The sequence below is a fragment of the Metabacillus malikii genome (assembly GCF_030813355.1).
In the GTDB taxonomy this organism is placed as follows: domain Bacteria; phylum Bacillota; class Bacilli; order Bacillales; family Bacillaceae; genus Metabacillus; species Metabacillus malikii.
Genome location: NZ_JAUSUD010000015.1, coordinates 1 through 21,914, shown reverse-complemented (window position 1 = coordinate 21,914; position 21,914 = coordinate 1). Strand labels below are relative to the sequence as shown.

The following is a 21,914-nucleotide window of genomic DNA, read 5'->3' as shown; positions in this document are numbered from 1 at the left end:
CTCATTACTCTTAACTTCTCTCACCCAGGCTTCGAGGGTACAATTTTATCGATACTTTCGACTGTCATTTGATAACATTTCTTCAATTTCATCAATGCTTAATTCTAATATGTATTGTGACTGTGCATAGATGGCTTTCATTAATAGACGAGTACTGTCACCAAACATTTTAATCATTTCGCTCGAAAACTCAGAGTAGTTAATGTTCTTATTCAGCAACATCTCTGCTCCTACTATTGCGTAATCATCGAAATATTTAACATTAGTATATGATTCAATCTTGTGTGTAAGAATTTTCCTAGACCGAATACTTTTTATGTAGTATACATCGCCTTTTTTATATATTTGAATATTCTTATCATTATTGTCTCTTTTAAAATCAAACATCTCCTGCTGGTAATCGCGATGCGAAAATCTAATAGGTTCGTCCTTCAAAGCCTTATCTAACTCATTTAAAAATCGCTCATCTTTAATCGTTTCTTCTGTAATATCTTTATAGGTATAATCAAGATGTATGCGATTTAATAAGTGTTGAGAATTTGGAAATTCCCTGTCCAGCAACCAATCAATATAATTCCTGATTTCATTAACATCTAACAGGTTGCCACGATCGTCTTTCAAATGATTAGGAGGATTTTTTTGTAGCACAGGAGTAAAGTAATCTATCAGAATTTTTTGGGTTATATCAATTTGGCTATCTATATAATTAACAAGCTTTTCTTTATGTTTCTCAAGTTCTTTAACTAGACTATTATATTCAATCTCAAAATCCTTTTTCTTCTCGACGAGTATAATACGTCCATACTTTCTTGATAAGGAATATGTGTATTTTTCTCTAAGTCTATCTATTTTTTCCTTCATGCCCTTAGTATGTTCAGATATCTCTTCATTAAATAATTTGTATGTTGCTCTCATTTTTTCTTCAAAATTTTTATCTTGAGTTACAATTAATAATTCGCTGGGTAATTTCACTGTCTTTTGATCAAGGCGTGATCCACTAAAAGTTATGTCTATAAACTGTAGAAAGCTTCTATAATCGGATAGTAGTTGAAGTGCATCAAAATCTGGAAGTGGTTCTGCTTCTATATCCTTCTTTATGTTTTCAACTTTTTCCTCTATTACACTCGATTCATCTTCTTCAGCCATTTGAGTCGTATTCTCTTGCACCGCTATATCGAATAAAGTAACTTGTTCTGGCTCCTTCGGAATAATTAAGTACCCTTCAAGAATGTTGGCATTTAGTGCTTCAAGATGAGCGTTAAATTTATTGTTTTCTAAATTTGGGGAGGTTGTTTTAGAAACAGGTGAGAATATCCACCCATAATCATCAATTAATAAGATACCTATTCTCAACCCAGGTGTTTCTTTTAATCGGATTCCTGAATTTAAAAGAATATCTAAAGCTGCTGGGTCTCCATAACCCTCTCTATAAACTTCTGTGCTTAAATCTAAAGAAATAGAAACTTGGTACAAGCTAGTTCTTTGCACAAATTTAACTATCTCGTTTGCTACGATTACTTCCATTGCTGGTGCAATATAAACTACTTGATACTCAGCTTTAGAAATTAATTTTGCTATTTCTGCATTAGTTAAATTCACAAAGTTTTCCATATTAACCTCCCCACATTCAAGCTAATTAATAAACTATCACCTGTTAATTTTAACTTTTAGTTATACTACCCTTGCAACAACTCACTCTTCTCTCCGTATGAAGTGACAACTAAATAGTCTCTAGCACGTGTTGCAGCCACATAAAGCAATGATTTTTCTCTCTGAATAATATCAATTCTTGAAACCTCATCTGCAGCTTTTACTAGTACATTTTTTGGTGGCATGATTCCAGCATTTACGGATGCTATAATCATATGAGAGAATTCTAAACCCTTAACTCTATGCATAGTAGCTAAGCGAATACCTTCACCTTGATTTGTATCATTAGGATTTAAGATAACTGATGCAATGCCTTCTTTTTTAAAAAATGGTTCGTAAACATCTTCAATCAATTTGTTAGACCTTGTAACTAAACATAGGTTCGATAATTCAACTTGATTCATGATTGCATTTTGGACAAAGTCTTTAATAAAACTTAACTCTTCCTCCAAAGTACTAAAGCTTCGAATTTCTGGATCTAAACCATATAACAAGGACTTGTACCCTTTTTGATCATCCAAACCTTCATCTAAATCATCATATGGTAAACCTTCAATTATCGAAACGGCCCACTTTCTAATCTGTTCTGTTGTTCGATAATTAACTTTTAATCTTTTAGACCGCCCACCTCGAACATTTATTCCGCTATGACTTAGTACGACTTTATTTTTATAGATACGTTGATGCGTATCACCTACTATAAATAAGTCATTTGGACCTTCGGGAATAATTGTACGAATTAACTTATAGTCTTCTTGGTGCAGATCCTGGGCCTCATCAATAATTGCAGCTTTATAGGGCAATACAACATCATTGCGCTCTACAACCATTCGGGCTTCTCGTACAACATCCACCCATTCTTTAATGTTATGCCTGTTTAGATAGCTACGGTAGTCCTCAAAAACTTTCCATATCTGTTTACGTTGTAGTCGAGATATTCTAGTACCTCTTCCAATTCTTTTTGCTCTTAGATATTCTTTCTCCGATGAAATGCCGTTACGTTGAACAACATCTTCCCATTCTTCACGATAGAATGATTCATCAAAGCCTAATTCTTCAGTAGATACTGCAATTTCCCACGCGTGTTTCACCTGTTCTCTAACCTCACGTGAGGAAACAGTTTGAAAGTTTTCGTCATATCTCTTCAGTATACGATTAGCTAGACTATGCACTGTTGTGACTACGATTCGTTTTCTTAAAGATTCTGGAACAATAGAATCTAACTGATTATTAATTACCTTTGCTAAATTTGCAGTAAAAGTTAAAAAGATGATACTTTCTGATGTATTTGTAAACACTTCTTCAACTAAAAATTTCGCCCGGTGCATTGCTGCAACAGTTTTTCCCGTTCCAGCTCCACCTAAAACACGAACTGGGCCTCTATTTTTATTTTTCACAATTTTCTCCTGTGTTGGGTGAAGAAATACTCTCCATTTTTCCAAAGGTGCATTCAACATATCGAGCAAATCCTCATTAGAAGTTACAGTTGCAAACCTTCTCTTTGTATCTGGATTTTCTAGAGCCTTTTCAAAATCATCAGGATCAATTTCTTCATTATCAGGTTCTCTCCCAAGTTCATCTAACGTTTCTTCAAAACTAAATCCCGCAGCTAGGGAGAGTAATCCTTCATATGCTTCGTCTGGTAAATGTTCTCTAATCTGTTCTAACTCTTCTTCATTTTCTAGTTTGCGAATCGAAGGTAATAATAATCTTGGAACACCTATTTTTTGAAGTTGTTTATCAGTAAACTCATCGAATAATAAATATTTCTGATTTTCTTCCTTATTACTTTCTTCTACTTCATCGGCAACTTCATTTTCAAGTTGTTCTTTCTCAATAATTTCTGTGTCAATTATTTGTAATCCACCAGTTTCACTATTAATTTCAAACACTTTATTTTTAGCCCATCTCATCGCTTCATCATGATGGTCCACCCAAACAAGAATATACACATCTCCTTTAGGTGGGTGAAGCACTACTGCTCGGTAAGATAATCCTATCCTAACTGTTCTTACTTTCTTATCTTTAACATCATGAATTGGTTCATAATTAATGCTAGATTGAGTAGGATCTTTTCTAAACTTCTCAGTGAACTCACGAACTCTCTTCTGCTCTGACTTTGGGATATTAGACATCGCTTTTAAGAATTCTGCACCAATAGCTATCTTTGGCAATTACTCCTCCCCCTTTCTAATTTAGACTATCTAATAATAATGTTACATTCTGTTCTACCTCGGTCAATAAAAATACTTGCCAATGTTTTTCCTTAAGAATTCTTAGTACATCCTCGTCTTCATCAAGTAAAACACCTACTTTTTTATCTTCCCATGCAAGCTCCAGTTCTCCCACCGTTCCTTGATTTGATGCAACTTCATAGCCTACTTCTGGTACATGAGTTTGATTTTCCATTAATTCATGAAGGATTCCTTCACAACTTTCATCTACTATTTCAAAACGTTCCAACCATTCTTCAGAGATATCATTGTTCGTTTGCGTTTCGAGTGATAGATCATCCCCAAATTCTTCGATTAATTCTCTTGAAACTTGATATACATTTGGTAAGAACTGGAGTAAGTTACTTAGTCTCCAGAATTCATTCCATGTGCGCTTAAAATCATCTAAATTCCTATTTGTGAAATCATCTTCTAGCCTGATAATCCCTTCAATTGCTTTTGGATTTAGGAATCCTTCTGCACCTTTCATTAATAGATATAATTGTTGATATTCCTGAGCAGGTACTAAGAAAAAGCCTTTAAATATTTCATTTTCCGAAAACTTATTTCTAGGTATATAAAAGAAATCTCCTGCTGGTGCATCATCTGCGACATCAATTTTGGGTTTCACTTCAGATGTTGCTATTTCTCTAATTTTAGTTAATCCATAATCATCGGAAATTCTTGGACGATTTATTAGCATACTAAAGATAATTACCATAGCGAATTTTTCCCAGTTTTCCCTTTTTGGATTCTTTAATAGCGTAATAAGTTGATCTACTTTATTCTTAGTAATTAACGAATTAGCATCATCCTGGAGGGGGTTTTTTAATATCTTATTATATTGATAAACTTTTTTGACCTCATCAGGTGTTAACAACAAACTTTGTGCATCAGAATGGGTGCTAAACTCTTCGACATCATCCCATGAAAGAGTCCATACCAAATACTGTTGAGAATCTCTAATAGCCATTCTTTTACGAATATCTTGTCCTATTTCTCCTCTTCTTTCATCCGGCTTTACGTGATACTTAAATCCATCTAAGAAAATCGCAATTGGATTTACATCACGATCCTGGTTAATTGGATAAAATATAAAATCTGGCCTGCTAGAGATCAACACATTATCATCTCTGTTTAACTCAACTTGTGGTACGAGTCTCCACCAGTTTTCATTATCCAATGTAAATTCAAAGCTTTGCTTACCTTGATAGATGGTTTGAACCCATAAGTTGCCAATATTCAGTGAATTAATATATGCTTTAAAGTTATTTAAAAATCTCTCTTCAAGCTCACTTTCAACAAGGCTATCAATAGTAACATTTGATAAGGTACTAGTCGCTTCCAACTTATCTCTCTGATCCAAAATTTGTTTTAACAATTCAATTCCTTGAGTTCTTGAAATTGAATCAATCTCAAACTGGTTCTGATAAGCATATAAACAACGATAACATCCATCTTTATTCTCATCATTTTGACATTCGCATACAACTAATGCATCGTATGCTTTCTGTAATACTTCCATAAACGTGTTCGTTTCTACAAGATTCTTTAAATAACCAGTACCACCTGGTACTTCATCATAGATAACTAAATAGTGACGGCTTCCATGTTCCTCACCCTGAACTGGTTCAAAATGATCTCTAACAAATAAATGTCCTGGATTTCCTTTATAGAATTCTCTTAAACCAAGTTCCAAACATGCTTTAAAAGTTAACAGTTTATCGGATTGCTGAGTTGTAGATACAGGCACTAACATTCTTATTGCTTCGGATGTGATTTCTCTATACAACACTACATCTGTCCATGCTTCTTTTTGATCTTGATTTTGCTGGTTGTACTTACAATTATATCGATGTCTTGGTTGTTTATGTCCCTCTATAAATATCGGTTTCTCTACAATCCCACAGTCTTTACACACTCTAAATCCAGTTTTAGAAACTTCATCTCCGGCTATATCCATTTTGTTATTTAAAGTTAAATTTTGTTGATAACCGAAATTAATTTCTTTCATCTTTACTTCATTTAAATATTCATACCCAAAAGGTATATCATCAATTACATATGCTTTACTATCTTGATTTTTATTGATATCAAAGAAATGTTGAATATGGAACCTTATGTTCTCACGCTCATCACCTTCATCTATAGTTGAACTAGCTACTTCATCTGTCTTTGATTCAAAATATTCAAGTTTTAACATTTGTCGATTTTGACCTTTATCTTCCCAGGCAGTACTACCACACTTAGGACATGCCGTTTTATAATGGGATTCCGTTACTAATTCTGTATGTGAACAATTATTACAGAACTTCCATTCCTCAATCTTTGGGTTTTTTATCCCACCTGTGTCCACTTGATCTATTAGTATTTTCCTTCTTGAAGCATAAAAAGTATTATAAGGAGCGAACTCTCGTAATGCTGATCTTGCAGGTCTTAATAACTCAAACACTTCGTAGGGATCATCTTCTTCATTTAAACGTCTTTTCTTTATAATAGCCTTTAACTTTATACCGCTTTCTGGAAAGGCATAGTTCGGTAACAAGCCTTCATTTGTGAAAAGTTCTAAAGGATATTTCTCTTTAATTTCATTCATCATACGAAATACAAGTTTCCGTTCATTCTCCAATTCCTTAATCTTAATGTCAAAATCTTCAATTACTAGTTTGTTTACTTCTAACTTTTTCATTTCTGTCCTAATACTAGAGGATAATTTCTTTAACTTTTCTAATTCTTTCTCTGTTTTAGTAATAACATGTACAATAGAGCTTTCTAATACATTTTGCTTTACATACTCTTTGAGCATTTCATTGTTAGAAGCAGATAAAATCCCTTCATAAAGGGCTGTAAAATTATTTATTAGATTTGATTTTTCTTTTTCATAGAACTTAATAAATGTATTCGGAAATTCACCTTTTTTATATTGAGTAAGCATCATTTGTACTTTATTAGGTAAATTTTTTGCTTTATGATCATCTCTTGCCCACGTGTCCATACAATAAGCAAAGAAGTGACGCTTTAATATTTCGGGTGCATCTAAATAGCTTCCAGGAGGAGCTACATGACCTGCCATCATAGTCTTGGGTTCAGCATAAAAGTATAAATCATGTTTTTGCGCCTTAGACATTGTTATAATTAAAGAATTCCCAGTTTTACGTCCAGCACGACCTATTCGTTGAACATAATTTGCTGTTGTTGGCGGAACAGAATTTAACATAGTTGCAGATAAATCACCAACATCAATCCCCATTTCAAGTGTAGGAGTACATGTGAGAAGGTTCGGAGCATCAGCATATGTCTCACCTTGTTTCGACTTAAACAAACGTTCAACTTCTTCTCTTTTTGACCTTTCAAGTAGTCCAGTATGTTCTTCAGTGTATATTCTTTGTATATTACCTTTTGAATAAAGATCACGGTAAAAACTTTGCCGTTCATCATTATCGATAACATAGTGACCTCTACACTGATAACGACGGCATGTTGCACCAATCCAAATAGATTGTTCATCATTTCCGATTGTTAAGCGATACCCACATTTATCACAAATGATACCCTTGGTTTCAGTGGTGATATAAAGGGATTCTGGTCTTATCCCGTAGTTGGAAATATTACCTCTTGTCACTTTATCCAAAATTCCAGCTTCTCTAGCATATTCCACAAATTGAACATATAATTTGTTCATATCTTGAATAGAGAGTCTTTGTGATAAGCTTCGACCCATCCAATCAACTGCCCATGAATTTCGGTTTCCTCCCGTAACAATGGAATCAAAATTCTTACTATTTTTATCATCTGTTAGAAAGTGCGGCACAGCCCCGCCGATTGGTGACATATATTTGTTTCTTTCTTTTCTTAATAGATACGTATTCCCCTTCTGATCGTAGCGATAGTGTGATAAAAATTCGTGTTCTATTCCACCTCTAAATTTCACTCTCGTTAGAAGACCTAGAACAAATTGCTTGATCTTCTCTTCCCCTAAATCAGTTACGTGGCCATAATCACCAGATAAAAGAGTAGTAAACTTATTGGAAATAATATTTATTTTAGCTGGATCAAAATAAACAATAGAACTTCTCACTTTGTCCAGTGTTCTACCGATCCTAGCACTAAAACCATATTCCATCGTAATTTCCCATGATAGCCTTTTTCTTAATATTGCTTCTAATTCATCAGGAAGAATTTCAGTCTTACTTTTTATGAACTTTTTATAAACTGGTTCTTCTTTTAAGTCAGGTGGCATAAACGTAGCCGTAAAATGTTGAACTGGATTCTTAATTCCCTTCTCCTCTTTAAACCGATTCATCCAAAAGGTATAGAAATGTTCTGGTAGTTGTTTGAGAGTCATTGGGCCATCCAATGATTCTACGGCTGTTTGTAATGCCGTACGGAAGTTAAAACGATAAGTTCTATTTTCAAAAAAGCTTGCACGGTGAGATGCATCCTGAACGGAATCTGTAAATACAAGTAATTTTTTATCTTCATTAAATGGTGAAGTGTATAAATGACTAATAGCTACTGAAGCTAGACTAGCGGCTTGGGACCCCGTAATAATAACTGAATCTTCAGCATCGCACTTAGGACAACAATGTCTATCCTTTGGTGGCTTTGTGTTAGTTACCTTAGCTTCCCTTATGACAACTGGAACATAATTCCCATCTTTATTTTGCTCTGATTGAATAGACAAGTCCTTAGGATTAAGAAATACCTTTTCAGTCATTTGCTGCTGATCATCTACATAAATTTCTTCACCATCATCTATATAGATGTAACTGATAAAACGGCTTTTATCGAAAAACTTATTATAAATTGATGTTGAATCCTTTTGTAGAGGACCGCTACCATCAATTGGGTATGTTAACCATCCAGAATGTCCGCATTCCCGGCAATAATACATTGGTAAACCCACTTTATCTATTGGCTTATTCCCATCTTTCCAGTAAAACTCAGGCTTGTTACTTACTTTACGCATCAAGCGTCGCATTTCACGTATCCAAATTTGAACTTGTACTTGTAGAAATGGAATCATTCTTTCACCATCTAATAACCTAGCTGCAGATATAAGCGTGATAAATGAGTGAATTATTTCCTGTTGACGATCCTTGGATTTTGATGCAAATTCCGGATCTCTCTTAGAGAGCTTATCAATAAGCTCATCAATATCTAGTATTTCATTATGGAAAGAAGACAACATTGATTCAAGAAACCTATGCTGTTTTAGTGCCTTACCTAACTGGACAGTATTCATTACTTCTTTACCAAACCAAGCTTTTATTTGCGAACGAATAAAGCTGTCTTGAGACTCACCTACATCATGAGTTAATTTTTCTAAATCATTAGGTAGTTCATAGTACTTTGTTTCAAAATCTAAAAAATCATCTAATTCAATTCTATCTTCCAAAATAACACTATCTTCATTAAATTCTTCACCAAATATATCACTTGCAAAGTCTGTTAAGGATTTAATAGAAGCTTCGTCCTCACTAGCGATTGTAGCTGAAGTCCCAACCATTGCTACATTTCCATTATTAATGTTAAGGCGTGCTTTCAGTCTTCGAATCAAATTTGCAACATCCGAACCTTGAGCTCCATCATAAGTATGCAACTCATCTAACACTAAATACTTAAGCATGCCCTCTTCATTGTTTTGCCATAATTGACGGTCCTCAGGACGTATAAGCAAATAATCCAACATTTTGTAATTTGTTAATAAAATATCAGGTGGGTTTTTACGCAGTGTATCACGGTCATCAATTACATGGTCTTTTCCCATCTGTTTATATGTACCATTTCCCCCTACATACATACCAACACGAATATGACCAAGGTTTTCCTGGTCATTATGAATCATTTCTGCTAACCGCTTTGCCTGATCTGACGCCAAAGCATTCATTGGATACAAAATTATTGCCTTTATTCCAGCTTCACGTTGATGATAACAATAATCTAAAATTGGATATGAGAAACACTCTGTCTTACCTGACCCTGTACCTGTTGTTACTAGAGTTGGTTTAGGTTGTTGGTTTCGACTAGATAATCTCTCAAAAGAACGTAATTGATGTACATATGGTGTAAAAGGAGGATAAATAGTTAAATTCTTTTTACCTTCCTCCGCTTTACGATAAGGGAGCCTAACTGAAACATAAGGCCCCTTAAACATTTTTTCATCTGAATTCAATAAAAAGTCTTTTAGATGCTCGGATAAAGAGTCGTCTTGAAAGCTAAAGGTAGTATCCAAATAATCTAAGACCGTTCTTTTTACTTCACTAGCAAGAATAGATGGAATCATTTTCTACCCTCCAATCAAATTGTTATAATATTTTTAGAAAGTAATTATAGGCATTTTCCATATCAACAATTCTATTACTTTGAGTAAAAGGAGGAATATAATTACTCAATTCCTTTGGCATATCACTTAATTGTCTAATTTCCATTATTTTTTCCCATTCCGACTTATCAAGCCCGACATGCGGCAAAGTCCTATTTTTCGTGAAAACAATTTTACCATTTTGATCATAATATGTTTCTTTTTCATATGAATTTGTCAATGGGAATTGTGTTTCATACAATGTGTATAATTCTTCAAAGTCAATATTAAAAGCAATCGCTGCAAGCACATCTAATTCGACCAAAGCCAATCTTCTTTCAAATGGATTTCTAAGTGGTACTTCATTATTCCAATGTTTTTTTGCAATAGATATATTAGTTAATCTATTATCTTTTTTGGAAAAATTATCTTCTAAGAAAGCTTCCGAAAAATGCCGTTCCCATATATCTGAATATTCTTGTGTAAGGCAATTTAATCTTAGAGTCCTATGTAGGATTAATTGTTTTAGTTTGGGTTGTAATTTTGGAATAGGTAACAAACGAAGTACATCACCATATATATTTGATTTTCCTATAATTTTTACTAACCCATCATACACAATTGAATGACTCAATCCTAAAAATACGAGTAATTTTTCTTCATCCTTAAATGCAATACTAACTGTACCATTTGTATGAACTAAATTCGGTGGTATTAGTGCTGATATAAGAGTTCTTTCATTGGTTGATTGAGCCATTGCTCTTCCAGCATATCTATAATAATTCGTACTCGGAACTCCTCTAAATTTAGGCACCTGGCTAAATGTAGAATCTGTAGTTGTGTAAAGGGTTCTAGGTAACTCTTTATCTTGAAATTGGGTTAAATCAATAACTTCATAATCCCCTTTACTTCTACAATTTTCTCTTGGTTGTTTATTAAAAGGAGTTGCTACATAATAATGTGGCCCTGAAAGCACCATTTGATTTATATTCTCAGGAATTGTAACATTCCTGTTTATTATTCCATTATTTTGGGAATCAGTTTCATGAAACATCGTGGTAATCATTAACTCTTCTGATAAATCTCCCAATCTTTCTTCTTGCTTAAACCGAGAAATGACATCAAGAATGCTTTTATTATGAATCATCGGTATTCTTACAGATGGATTCTTAGAGTTACTACCTTCAAATACTTCACTGAATAATTCTAATAAATCATCATTTACTGGGATAATTCTTTCAATATGCCCCTTCAACTCCCACTTTTGATCTTTTGTCTTTAGTAAAGGCTTATAAGAACCATCATAAATAAAACACTCATCTATTGTCTTAGGATGATATAAATTACAAATAAAATTAAAATTTGTGCGCTCTTTCTTTTCTCCAAATATGTTTATGCAGTAGGTAGCTACGTGAGCTAAGCTTTCCTCGGCAAATAAATTTAATTGATTACTAAATTTAAATAGGTATCTTAATCTTTTATAAAATTCAGTTCTCAATAATTCCGCATTTGGATCTTCATATACTCCAGAGTCTGTTAATAATCCAACTGTTCCCGAATTATTTATTAATTCGAATGATTTTAGAATAAATAATTTGTATAGGTTTACAGAACTTCTCCCTATATTAGGGTAATTTATTTTGGCCTTTCCAAATGAAACAATCCCTAGGTATTCGATCAATTCATTAAAATATAGGTCATAATTATTCTTATTTCTAAAAATCTCTTCTTTAACCGCATTAATTTCTTTTGCTGAAAGCTTTCTTAACGAACAAATTGGAGAGAAATCTGATAATACATCTTTCTCAGACCACTTGGGCTTTAGCCAAGGTGGATTTCCTACTATTAGATCAAAACCATTTTTTTGATAAAAAACTTCGGGAAATTCAACCTCCCAGTGAATAAATTTATATTTTAAAGATAATTCGTCAACTATAGATAGACGAGGGACTACAGATTTTAAGTCATCTATATTAACACCAACGCCCTCTACCGCATCAAGAATTGCAGAGATGTCAAGCAAATATTCATCCCATGTTGGTAAATGTTTTATATTGTCAACCGGCCAAAACCACAATGAACACCAATAATCTAATATAAGTTTTAAAGCTTTGTAAGGTGATGTTGAATAAATTAATAATTCTTCCTTTAGCTTTTCCTTTTGTTCTATTGATGTTCTCCTATCTTCACTTTCAAGGCTATATTGGCCATAGACATTAATATGCTCTCTTGTTTTTTTGATAAGGGTCTTTCTACTTTTTAAGAGCCTTTTCCATACCTCACTAATCCTAATTGAAATTTCATTTAGATTTTTAACACTTTCTTTTGAAAAATCATTATGAAAATTCTTACGCCATTCTTTTATATTTTCAATATTACTTTTATAATATTGCTTGATATTTTTATCATTCTCATAAGAAACCATTCCAATATCCGGTATCAAAAATTGGAATATAAAACCGGTCTTAACCTGATTTAAATTATTAAGTGGTATATATTGATAATTCTCATTCAATAAATCTTCATTGCTAATAACGTTAAATTTTGCACCAATTAAACTATTACCTGTTGCAAATTTTGGAGTAAACCAAGGTGTCTTTGCTCCTTCGTAAATAGTATTTAACCAGATTGATACCTTAGCTAATTCAACCGCTGTTGAATTTAAATCCACTCCATAGATATTATTAGTTGCTAAATACGCTTTAACGCGTTGCTTTTCATGAGCGTAGTTTTCTGGTTTTATTACTTCACCTAGTTCTTTTTGTTTCCTTTCTAAATAGGCATCCGCCAATTGATTTATGGCTTCATTTAAGAAGGCACCACTCCCCATAGCCGGCTCACAAATTGTAAGATCCAAAACTTCATCAGCTGTTTTTGATTTTAAAAGGTCTTTGAGACTATACTTCACCAAAGATTTCGTTAGTACTTCTGGTGTATAATAACTTGCTGATTTTTCTCTATCTCGTCCTGCCAGTCTAAAGATAAAACTTCCTCTCTCGTATTTTTTCCTTCGTTGCAAGCCATCATCATCTTTAAATAAAACAAATTCTTCATCTTTGTATTGCTCAATATTCGATTCAGGTACAAAATAAGACTGGCCAGTTTCATCTGTACTACTAACATTTTCTGGTTTCACTTCATATAAAGTCTCTTGAGCGAAGAATCCTGAATATGAAAGTAATCCTTCATATACTGCCCCTAGTTGGTTTATTCCTAACTGCGCATAACTAATTCTTCCTCTTTGTTTACTTCCTTCTTTAGATAAAGAAAGTAATTGTATGACTTCCTGTAATACAAAATTACGAAATTTCACCGAAGAAAGTAGTGGTGTTTCCTTTGGATTAAATAAAGGACTTTGTAATCCATCAATCTTAAACCCAAAATCAACATACTTTCCACTTTCATAATCAATTTCAAACTGATCATCATATCCAAAACCATCATTAACTATCTTAAAAAGTGTTGTTAAACTTTCATGGAAAAAATAGCCTTCTCTAGAGGCTTCTGTAGTTAGTGGTGCTTGCTCCAATTCTCTCAATGTTTCTAAACTATACCCTAAGCGATATTCTTCACTTTTCATTGGAACAACATTCAATTCTTCACTACGGGATTCTGCGTAAAATAAAAATAGTAAGCGGTAAAGATAAGTTAAGCTTTCTTTTGTTAACTTATCTGCTAGTTCTTCATCACCATAAATCTTTTGTTTTGCAACCTTTGAACGATAATGAATGAATTCATTACCAATTAACTCCACAGCACGCCGTATTCCGTATTTAAGATCTTCTGATACAGAGAAAGCATGTTTATGTGAATTTTCATCTAGTTCGTCATGCAGAACATTTCCTTCATCAGGTGCTAATGCATCCTTGGAAAGGAGAGCAGCAGTAGCTTTTAGTGTCTCAGGTTGTTTTCTTCCAAACAGTTCATCTAAATCAAATAATAAATACTTTCCCTGTCCCCATTTATTGCGATCAATTAAATAAACCATTTGCCCCGCTAATAAAACAATCCATCTTGGAGGTTCATCCAAACGAAATACCTGTTGAATTGCCATATCAATTGAGTCATCAAACCAAGAAATCTCATCTTCATTATTTTCCAAAACTAAGGGTTGTTCAAAAACAGATATATCATCTGACCAAAATACTGTTTCTAGTACCCATAAATACTCGTTTCCGTCTCGCTTCTCACTTGTTATAACGGGTATTGCTTGGCCATCTTCAGAATACTTAATCACTTGTTTGGTCTCGTATCCTAAGGCTTCAAGGAAGTTAATATGAAATTTTCGAGTTATTTCAATACGGTCTTCAGGTTTCTTTTCGTTAAATCCATCAGTTTTTGCTTTGAAATATTTGTTTGCTATACCAGATAATTTTTCATACGGTGAACGATCATCAGTTTCAGCCCATTTTTTATATAATCCTTTTAAATCACCTTCTAATAAAGAATCTAAATAATGGTGACTGTAAAACTCATTAACATTTGTGATCCCAGTTAAATCTATAGCCATTATCTCACTCCTTATTTTCCTACAAATACAGCTGCTATTCGTAAGAACGGTCTTTCATCTGTTGCCATGGTATTATTGATCCACTTTCTACGATTTTTGTACAACTCTTCAACAGTTTTTCTTTCATATTCTAGCTTTGCAGCAATATGTTTAGGAATTGTTCCACGAACAGATTTTTCTCTTTCTTCATTTTCTATAATCTCTATCTTTTTATCTCTCCAGTTTTTCAGTTTTCTTAAATCTTCCGTTATATCTTGCATAAGGGATTTCCCACGTTGTTCACGTAATTTGCTTAAATACTCTTTAGCAGTATTAATTGCATTTACTTTTTTATCATGAAGCAAAGAAACGTCATATTCAAATTCACCTGGATTATACAACTCCGAACTAATACTAAGCTTGTCCTCGAGTTCATCAAATGTATAGACTCTACTTTCTTCCGAAGACACTCCATCAACTTCAATGCCAAACCATTGAGAAATGACAGGTTGCGCACGTTTATTAAATAAAACTCCTTGCATAAAGTATATAACCTGATTACGTTCAATTGTTGGCAACTGAACAATAGGAGCTTCATTTTTATCATATTTCACAATAACTCTTTCAATTAGATACGAGAATAGAGGATGTTGTTCCCATAGAAGTTGTTTATCCGGCCATTTACCCTGTTTTTTACGTGCTTCTGAGATAGCCTTTTGAATACTATCTCTATTGGTTGTTAAATGGAACTCTTTGTTTTTAGGAACAGCTTCACTTGGCAAATGTGTGAGTATATGTTTAACGTCATCTGGTGCAAACCACACTATAGATTCATTATCTTGAAGAAATTCAATTTGAGCTCTTTGATTTATACCTTCATCAAGGATTACTTGTAAGCTTTGCTTCATAAATGTATAGTCGTCCATCCAATGATAAGGTGTACCCTTTTTGTATTCTTCAACTTTAGGAGTTTCTGCATTGTTTAACATTTGATCCATTTCACTTAGCATCTTATCCATATCAATATCGTCTAAAGAGGGTAGAATTTCATCTGGGGACTTACCTTCTGCAAGTTCTTTCTCTATGTACTCTTCCTCCTTCTCAGGATCAAACAACTTCATAATTGTTGCAGAGTCTCCGAGGTTTTTATGTGCCTCATTTTCCTTTTCAATTAACTTATCTAAGATTCTAAAATCCCCCTTAATTTCTTCATCATCAGACTTTGTTAATAGATAATAGATGTGAGGTGTTTTATGTTGACCATATCGATCAATACGACCGTTACGTTGTTCGAGAGTTATAAGTGACCACGGAATATCAAAATGAATTAGATGATTACAGTAGTAGTGTAAGTTAACACCCTCAGATGCAACATCAGTTGCTAATAATAACCGAATAGGAGCATTTTCCTTGCCAAAACTTTCTACAACTTCTTGTTGTTCTACATCTGATAATCCTGCGTGAAATACACGAACAACATTCTCATCAACATTAAATTCCTCTCTTATTTTCTCTGAAAGAAACTCTAATGTTTGAATTCTTTCAGAAAACAGAATGATTCTAGGAGAGTTTTTCTTTCCATTCCACTTCATTTCTTTTAATAATGACTTAAATTTATCAAATTTACTAAAAGTGTCATCCGTGATTTTTAGAACTAATTCTTCAGCATGTTGTAACTTTATTAAGTCCTCACTTAGGACTTCTTTAGTTTGGGGATCTTCTTCCATTCTTTTTTCCAACTTATTTATACGTTGTTGAACAGTATGTAAAAAAGCTGCAGGACTAGACAAAAATGCCTTGAACAATGTATTTTTAAATAACGTATCCTTTGTTCCTCTAATTCCTGATAAACCAGGGATCGATAACTGTTTTGACCTTTTTCCATCGAGGGTATTAAATCTCAGACTATGGACGTATTTAAATAAACGTTCTTCTTCAAGAGTAGCTTTCATAGATTCAACATGTATTTGTCGTTCACTGAATTGATTCCCAACTTCATGCTCGATGTCCTTCTTGAATCTACGAGTAAACAACCCTTCTATCTCTTCATGTGTATAATCCTCTTCATCTGCAATTGCTGTTGGTTCAATCATATTGATAAGTTGAGCAAATGACTGAGGTTTACCATTGTGAGGCGTCGCGCTTGTTAATATTAATGAATCACAAGTTCTAGCCAATAAACTAGCTAATCGATTCCTTTGTGTATTGGCATTTGCAACGTTATGACACTCGTCAATTACAATTGCATCCCAATGAGATTGCTCTAAAAAGGTTCTATATTGACTATCATTCTTAAGAGTATCAACTGAGATAATTGCTCTGTTATAATAATTAAAAGGATTTTTATTGCTTGGTATTTTTGAGCGAACCTTTTGAATTCCCACAGAGTCTAATCGCACTAAGGGAATTGTAAAACGAGCCCACATTTCCTGTTGAAATTGACTAAGCATTGATTTCATTGTTATAACTAGAATGCGATCTCCTCGACCACGTTTAATAAGTTCGGATAAGAGGATCCCTACCTCAATCGTTTTACCAAGACCTACAGCATCTGCAATTAACACACGAGGACGTAAATTTTCAAGTGCCATAGCAGCAGGTTTTAATTGGTATTCCGAAAGATCAAACGCACCTTTATAACCCATATATAACTTATTATCAATAGGTGGAGTTTTTCTAAGGAGGGCTTCTATATATAATCTGCTTTTTCTATATCTTTCAGAGTCATCAAAAACAAATTCAGTATCTTCAGGTCTTATCTCGGTAATTTCATCCAGTGTATCCAGAAAGATTGCTTCATGATTTCTCACAAGTTCAGATACACCTGTTACCTTGTAGCTATGCCCGCCTTGTATAGGATTTACCTTCTTCACAATCCACTCTTCCCCACGTACTTCAACTCTTGCTCCTGGTGCAATTAATTTTTTTTTGGATTCAATTTTTGTTACCATATACTCACCCTCATTAAATATCAATTCTTAAGTTTTCTTTACCAATTAATTCTAAACATTCATTTACAATCTCCGCATCATCATCAAAACCTATAGGAGAAAAGAAATCTTCCTCTTCATCATCTGAAGTTGTAAAATAATTTATTGTAGCATTAATGTATCTTTTTTCATTATTATTTGCATTATCATAATAACTGATTAACGCCATACAAACGTCTTTTATTTCTTTTGCAAGGTTTACATTTATAAATTCGTTCTGCGCTGTTGCTTGTTCTACTTTTCTAAAATGATTTTCTACATTTTGTTTTAGTATTTTAGGATTAGTATAAACTTCTCCATGTTCCTTTAATACTTTCAGAAATTTCGATGAAGGTTCATTTCCAAAAAGTGAATCTTTCCCCATTATCTTTTCCCACCCTATAAATTTATTCTTATAGTTAAAATTATACAGTAGTAAAAGTAAGTATTAAAGGAAATTAGCTAAAAAGCCCTATTTCACAACTTTTCTGCTCAAATCTAGGTTAGATACATACCCCCTACCCAGTTCGACTTTCATATTGGCTTTTATTAACCTTAGTTTAAGAATTATTAAAATCTGAAATCTTTTCAACCAAACAAAAAAGAAAGAAGGTACTAGCATGAATAGAAAATTCACGAATGACCAAGAACAAGAAATTATATCACGATACCTACTTGGTGAGTCACCAGATCAAATAGCAATAACACTGAAGACAAGTGCAGTTACGATTAGAAATATCTTATATAGGTACAATGTCCCAAGGAGAAAAACCCGTAAGTTAAGTTTAGAACAAGAATATGAGATTGTAAGGTTATATAGCGAAGGAAAATCATCAGTTGAGCTTAGCAAAATTTATCCATTAACTCAAAAGGCTATTCGGAATCTTTTACATGCTCATAATGTTACTATTAGGAACAGAAAATTTTCTGTGAAGGAAACCTTAAATAATAAAGAGTGTTGATATATAGCTTAGAAATACAAAATAAACATACATGAACTAAACTCCAAGGATAATACCTTTATTATAAACATTACTACCCCCTAGCGAATTCGACTCCATTCTATTTTTCAATTAATCTCATTTTATAGAGTTAGTTGACTCTATATAACAACGAAGAAGGTGAAAAAAATGACTAACGGATTACAAACATTATTAAAGGTGGGAATAGCATATGAAACCAAAATACGAAAAAGCTTTATTCCCTCGATTTAGAGATGATCTAAATAAAAGAAGTAAGAACGTGGTGTTTAAATATACCGAAATGATTATCGAGGAAAAATATCCAGAATTGTACGAGGAGGTGAAATACTTGATTGATAGAAACGTAGAAAAAGAAGCTCTACTAAAAAAAGTAGGCCATCTTCCAGGTATCAATACAACAAGCGAAGAATTTCAAAAGGAATTATTTGAATTAATTACAAGGCATTTTGAAACCTACTATGATGACAAAGGAGAACAACTAATGTAACCCTTTTAAGGCATAAAAATATCCATAATATAGGCTTTTCGATTTAGCCTATATTATGGATTACTTCAAAACAATCAGATATACAATGTGCCCAGCGAAATTCAGATATACCTCATCTGTCTTAATCGAGAATACTTGCTCAATAAGCTTAATTGAGTCATCATGATTTAAAACAGTCACATTACCATTTTTGTCAGTTGCCCTTACATTTAATAAACCTTCAGTTGTATTTTTACCCTGTAGAAGTTCTATTTCTACATCTTGATTTTGATGCTTAAAGAAAAAGTCTTCAAGCTCCGCGATAAAAGAAAACTGATCAATATCATGTACAGTTCCAATGTTTTTTGATATTTCTTCCATTCTAACAATTCACCTTGCTTTTTTTGAAGTAGCTACTAAAAAAATACAACCACATTGAACCCCTACCAGTGGTAATCTAGGCGGAAATATTGCAAAATCCTATTAATTTCTTGTTAACTAACTATATTATAACTAGTAATGATACTGCGTAACAAACATGTTATACCAAGACATCATCAACTCTATAATATTGAACATTATCATTAAATTCCCGAAACACATTGTTGAACTCCTCATCTAACTCGTATGGTCCAATATCATTAATAAGATAAGGTATTTCGTTTCCGTAAATTGTAGCCTTTCTAAATCCTTTAAACTCTAGACCTTTAACTGCTTCTTGGTTTTTAATGGCATTTATTTGACGGTAAACATTCATAAATTTACTATAAACGTTTGCCTCAAATGTTTGCGATGTTATATAAACAGTTACATAAAACGAATTGTTTCCTGCCATATTAGTTGTAATAATTTGCTTATAATCATTATCTGGATCATTGATTAGATAAAGGTTTACATCCTGATTACCTTTCTTCTTCAGAAAAGTGCTTAATTTATTGATAAACCTTTGTTCATAATTCTTTCTATTTATCTCAAAAAGAATAGTTTCACTAGTATCACTGACAGTTGTCATAATAAGATTAACATCTTTGTGGTAGTCTCCCATCTCCTTAAAAAGTGCTGCACAAATATTCTTCCATCTACGTTTCATGCCATGTTTTTTACGCTTATCTTCCACGATAAAAATAATTCCGGCATGTCTAACATTTAATCCACTTTGTTTTGCTGTCTCATAATAATGTCGGTACGTTCTAAATTTTTTACAAAGCTGTTCATGGTTTTCGCTACCTCTATCAATCTCAATCGCGTAAATCCTATTATTCTCTAATCTAATCTCAGCATCTGGACGAAAACGAAACTTATTTTCAGAGTTGCCATAAGTTACAGCGCTATAAAGATTAATACGATGTTCTATAAAGGTTGTATTTATAGATCTTAATTTAAAAAGAAAATCAATTGACGATAGATGGTGTGGAGCTTGTTCTAATGGAGGAGAAAATAATTCATATGGAAAGTCACCATAACTTGTACATCCATCTTCATTAATCCAACCTTCTCCCTTTTTTCCTTCCTCAATATTAAATAAGTCTTTTGCTAATTCGTAACCTTTGGACGTAAGATAATACATGGATCCCTCTGACCCATCTTGCAATTTATACTTAGCAAGCAATTTTTGATCAAGTAATTTTCTAAGATACTTATAGATCGTCTTCTCCTGACTATTCGTATAATTCACACCATATTTCATTACTGCCAAATGATAAGGTTTAACACCTCTATAATTAGTCAAACAATCAATTATATCTATATCATATTCCGTTAAATCATAACCTAATAAATATGCCATAACGTTGACTCCTCTCTAATTAATTTTATACATATATAGTTCTAGTTAGTGTTTTTGCCCTGAAGTACCCACTGTTCTTGATTTAGCAAGTACTTCTCTAAATATAACTAGGTAGAATGCACAGTTACTCAGTAACCGTAATTGTTCACTTAATATAAGTGCTTAAAAAGGGTTTTCCCGATTATCCGGGAATGAAATTACTTTTAATAAACGTTCCTCTAAGTTTTTCATGATATAACCCTTTACATATTGGTTACGTGCTTCAATGTTTTCTTCCTTTTTAAAGAAAAAACCACGTTTTATACGGACGGACACTGGCTCAGTGGTCCATTTGTGAAGTGCTTCCGTTTCTAACTCCGCTTCAATTCTTCTAATGATTAATAAATCTTTTATTCTATTATGTCGCTCGTCCATCATGCTGGGTAATCCATCTATCAATGCTTTGAGCTTTTTTCTTATGGTTTCAAATTCATCCCATAAACTTTCACTTAAAACATCTTGCACGATGTAAAGCAATTCCATTTTTAACCGCTCGTAATCTGAATTGTGCTCTTTCACTTCGTCAAGAGAGTCATCTATACTAAAATATCGTAGCTTACACTGATTTCCGATATCTTCAAATATTTCATTGATACTTAATTTCTTATCCCTTAGCGCCTTGATATGAAGTGCGATTTCTAAATCCAACTCATCAAATACCTTTTCTCCAGTTAAAGGAGACCTGTTCACACAGTGAAGCTTTAATTCGTGTAGTTGATTGAACCAGTTAGCAACCGTATTGCTATGCTTACCAACTTTCTTGGAAAATTCGCCAATTTTAAGTTGAGCCATATTATTTCCACCTCCTGTTCATTTTTCGTGAGCACATGTTGTAAACAGTCACTTTGTACCCTCACAATTACCGCAAACATTTCCAAATTCCTCCGGAATTCAATATATACTTCTCTGAAATAATGTGTTAAATTTTTTGCATATTAGAAGGGGGAGTTTTTTTATGATTATTTCTCATGATTTTGGTATTGGGGTGGTGGAATATGAAGAAAGGGGAAAAAAC

At 33.2% G+C, this 21,914-nt stretch carries 11 protein-coding genes; 2 read left to right on the top strand and 9 right to left on the bottom strand.

The annotated features are described in order from the left end of the window. Positions 1-45: 45 nt before the first annotated feature. The 6 genes from J2S19_RS14365 to J2S19_RS14340 all read right to left on the bottom strand — a co-directional run bounded on the left by J2S19_RS14365 (position 46) and on the right by J2S19_RS14340 (position 18,010). Entirely contained in the window at positions 46-1,611 is a 1,566-nt protein-coding gene (locus J2S19_RS14365; protein ID WP_307343319.1) for a hypothetical protein, read from the bottom strand. A 65-nt stretch (positions 1,612-1,676) separates the two neighbouring features. After that, on the bottom strand, positions 1,677-3,824 hold the full coding sequence (locus tag J2S19_RS14360) for a UvrD-helicase domain-containing protein (protein WP_307343316.1): 2,148 nt from the start codon (positions 3,822-3,824) through the stop codon (positions 1,677-1,679). Positions 3,825-3,840: 16 nt separating this feature from the next. Continuing rightward, positions 3,841-10,149, bottom strand: coding sequence for a DEAD/DEAH box helicase family protein (locus tag J2S19_RS14355; RefSeq protein WP_307343313.1), 6,309 nt, complete (start codon positions 10,147-10,149; stop codon positions 3,841-3,843). Positions 10,150-10,171: 22 nt separating this feature from the next. Beyond that, on the bottom strand, positions 10,172-14,677 hold the full coding sequence (locus J2S19_RS14350) for an Eco57I restriction-modification methylase domain-containing protein (RefSeq protein ID WP_307343311.1): 4,506 nt from the start codon (positions 14,675-14,677) through the stop codon (positions 10,172-10,174). An 11-nt stretch (positions 14,678-14,688) separates the two neighbouring features. Beyond that, positions 14,689-17,607 (bottom strand): helicase-related protein, encoded by a 2,919-nt coding sequence (locus J2S19_RS14345; protein ID WP_307343308.1) that lies wholly within the window; start codon positions 17,605-17,607, stop codon positions 14,689-14,691. A gap of 13 nt (positions 17,608-17,620) precedes the next feature. After that, positions 17,621-18,010: a hypothetical protein gene (locus J2S19_RS14340; RefSeq protein WP_307343306.1), complete on the bottom strand. Its 390-nt coding sequence runs from the start codon at positions 18,008-18,010 to the stop codon at positions 17,621-17,623. A 235-nt stretch (positions 18,011-18,245) separates the two neighbouring features. Here J2S19_RS14340 and J2S19_RS14335 point away from each other — a divergent pair, with 235 nt between their 5' ends. Both J2S19_RS14335 and J2S19_RS14330 read left to right on the top strand, forming a co-directional pair. Further along, complete coding sequence (locus tag J2S19_RS14335; protein WP_307343303.1) at positions 18,246-18,587, top strand: hypothetical protein; 342 nt, start codon at positions 18,246-18,248, stop codon at positions 18,585-18,587. Between the two features lie 211 nt (positions 18,588-18,798). After that, a complete protein-coding gene (locus J2S19_RS14330) occupies positions 18,799-19,095 on the top strand; it encodes a hypothetical protein (protein WP_307343300.1) in 297 nt (98 codons plus the stop codon). A 60-nt stretch (positions 19,096-19,155) separates the two neighbouring features. On the opposite strand, the gene J2S19_RS14325 is transcribed toward J2S19_RS14330, so the two are convergent. The 3 genes from J2S19_RS14325 to J2S19_RS14315 all read right to left on the bottom strand — a co-directional run bounded on the left by J2S19_RS14325 (position 19,156) and on the right by J2S19_RS14315 (position 21,691). Beyond that, positions 19,156-19,455, bottom strand: a complete 300-nt coding sequence (locus J2S19_RS14325) for a hypothetical protein (protein WP_307343297.1) — start codon at positions 19,453-19,455, stop codon at positions 19,156-19,158. 160 nt (positions 19,456-19,615) lie between these two features. Further along, positions 19,616-20,860 (bottom strand): replication-relaxation family protein, encoded by a 1,245-nt coding sequence (locus J2S19_RS14320; protein ID WP_307343294.1) that lies wholly within the window; start codon positions 20,858-20,860, stop codon positions 19,616-19,618. A 162-nt stretch (positions 20,861-21,022) separates the two neighbouring features. Continuing rightward, positions 21,023-21,691, bottom strand: coding sequence for a hypothetical protein (locus tag J2S19_RS14315; protein ID WP_307343291.1), 669 nt, complete (start codon positions 21,689-21,691; stop codon positions 21,023-21,025). Between the last annotated feature and the right edge of the window lie 223 nt (positions 21,692-21,914).

What these genes read in the sequence shown, in the direction of transcription:
- J2S19_RS14365 (WP_307343319.1), bottom strand. Translation starts at nt 1,611, where the DNA reads ATGGAAAACTTTGTGAATTTAACTAATGCAGAAATAGCAAAATTAATT.
- J2S19_RS14315 (WP_307343291.1), bottom strand. Translation starts at nt 21,691, where the DNA reads ATGGCTCAACTTAAAATTGGCGAATTTTCCAAGAAAGTTGGTAAGCAT.
- J2S19_RS14320 (WP_307343294.1), bottom strand. Translation starts at nt 20,860, where the DNA reads ATGGCATATTTATTAGGTTATGATTTAACGGAATATGATATAGATATA.
- J2S19_RS14335 (WP_307343303.1), top strand. Translation starts at nt 18,246, where the DNA reads ATGAATAGAAAATTCACGAATGACCAAGAACAAGAAATTATATCACGA.
- J2S19_RS14340 (WP_307343306.1), bottom strand. Translation starts at nt 18,010, where the DNA reads ATGGGGAAAGATTCACTTTTTGGAAATGAACCTTCATCGAAATTTCTG.
- J2S19_RS14330 (WP_307343300.1), top strand. Translation starts at nt 18,799, where the DNA reads ATGAAACCAAAATACGAAAAAGCTTTATTCCCTCGATTTAGAGATGAT.
- J2S19_RS14345 (WP_307343308.1), bottom strand. Translation starts at nt 17,607, where the DNA reads ATGGTAACAAAAATTGAATCCAAAAAAAAATTAATTGCACCAGGAGCA.
- J2S19_RS14355 (WP_307343313.1), bottom strand. Translation starts at nt 10,149, where the DNA reads ATGATTCCATCTATTCTTGCTAGTGAAGTAAAAAGAACGGTCTTAGAT.
- J2S19_RS14325 (WP_307343297.1), bottom strand. Translation starts at nt 19,455, where the DNA reads ATGGAAGAAATATCAAAAAACATTGGAACTGTACATGATATTGATCAG.
- J2S19_RS14350 (WP_307343311.1), bottom strand. Translation starts at nt 14,677, where the DNA reads ATGGCTATAGATTTAACTGGGATCACAAATGTTAATGAGTTTTACAGT.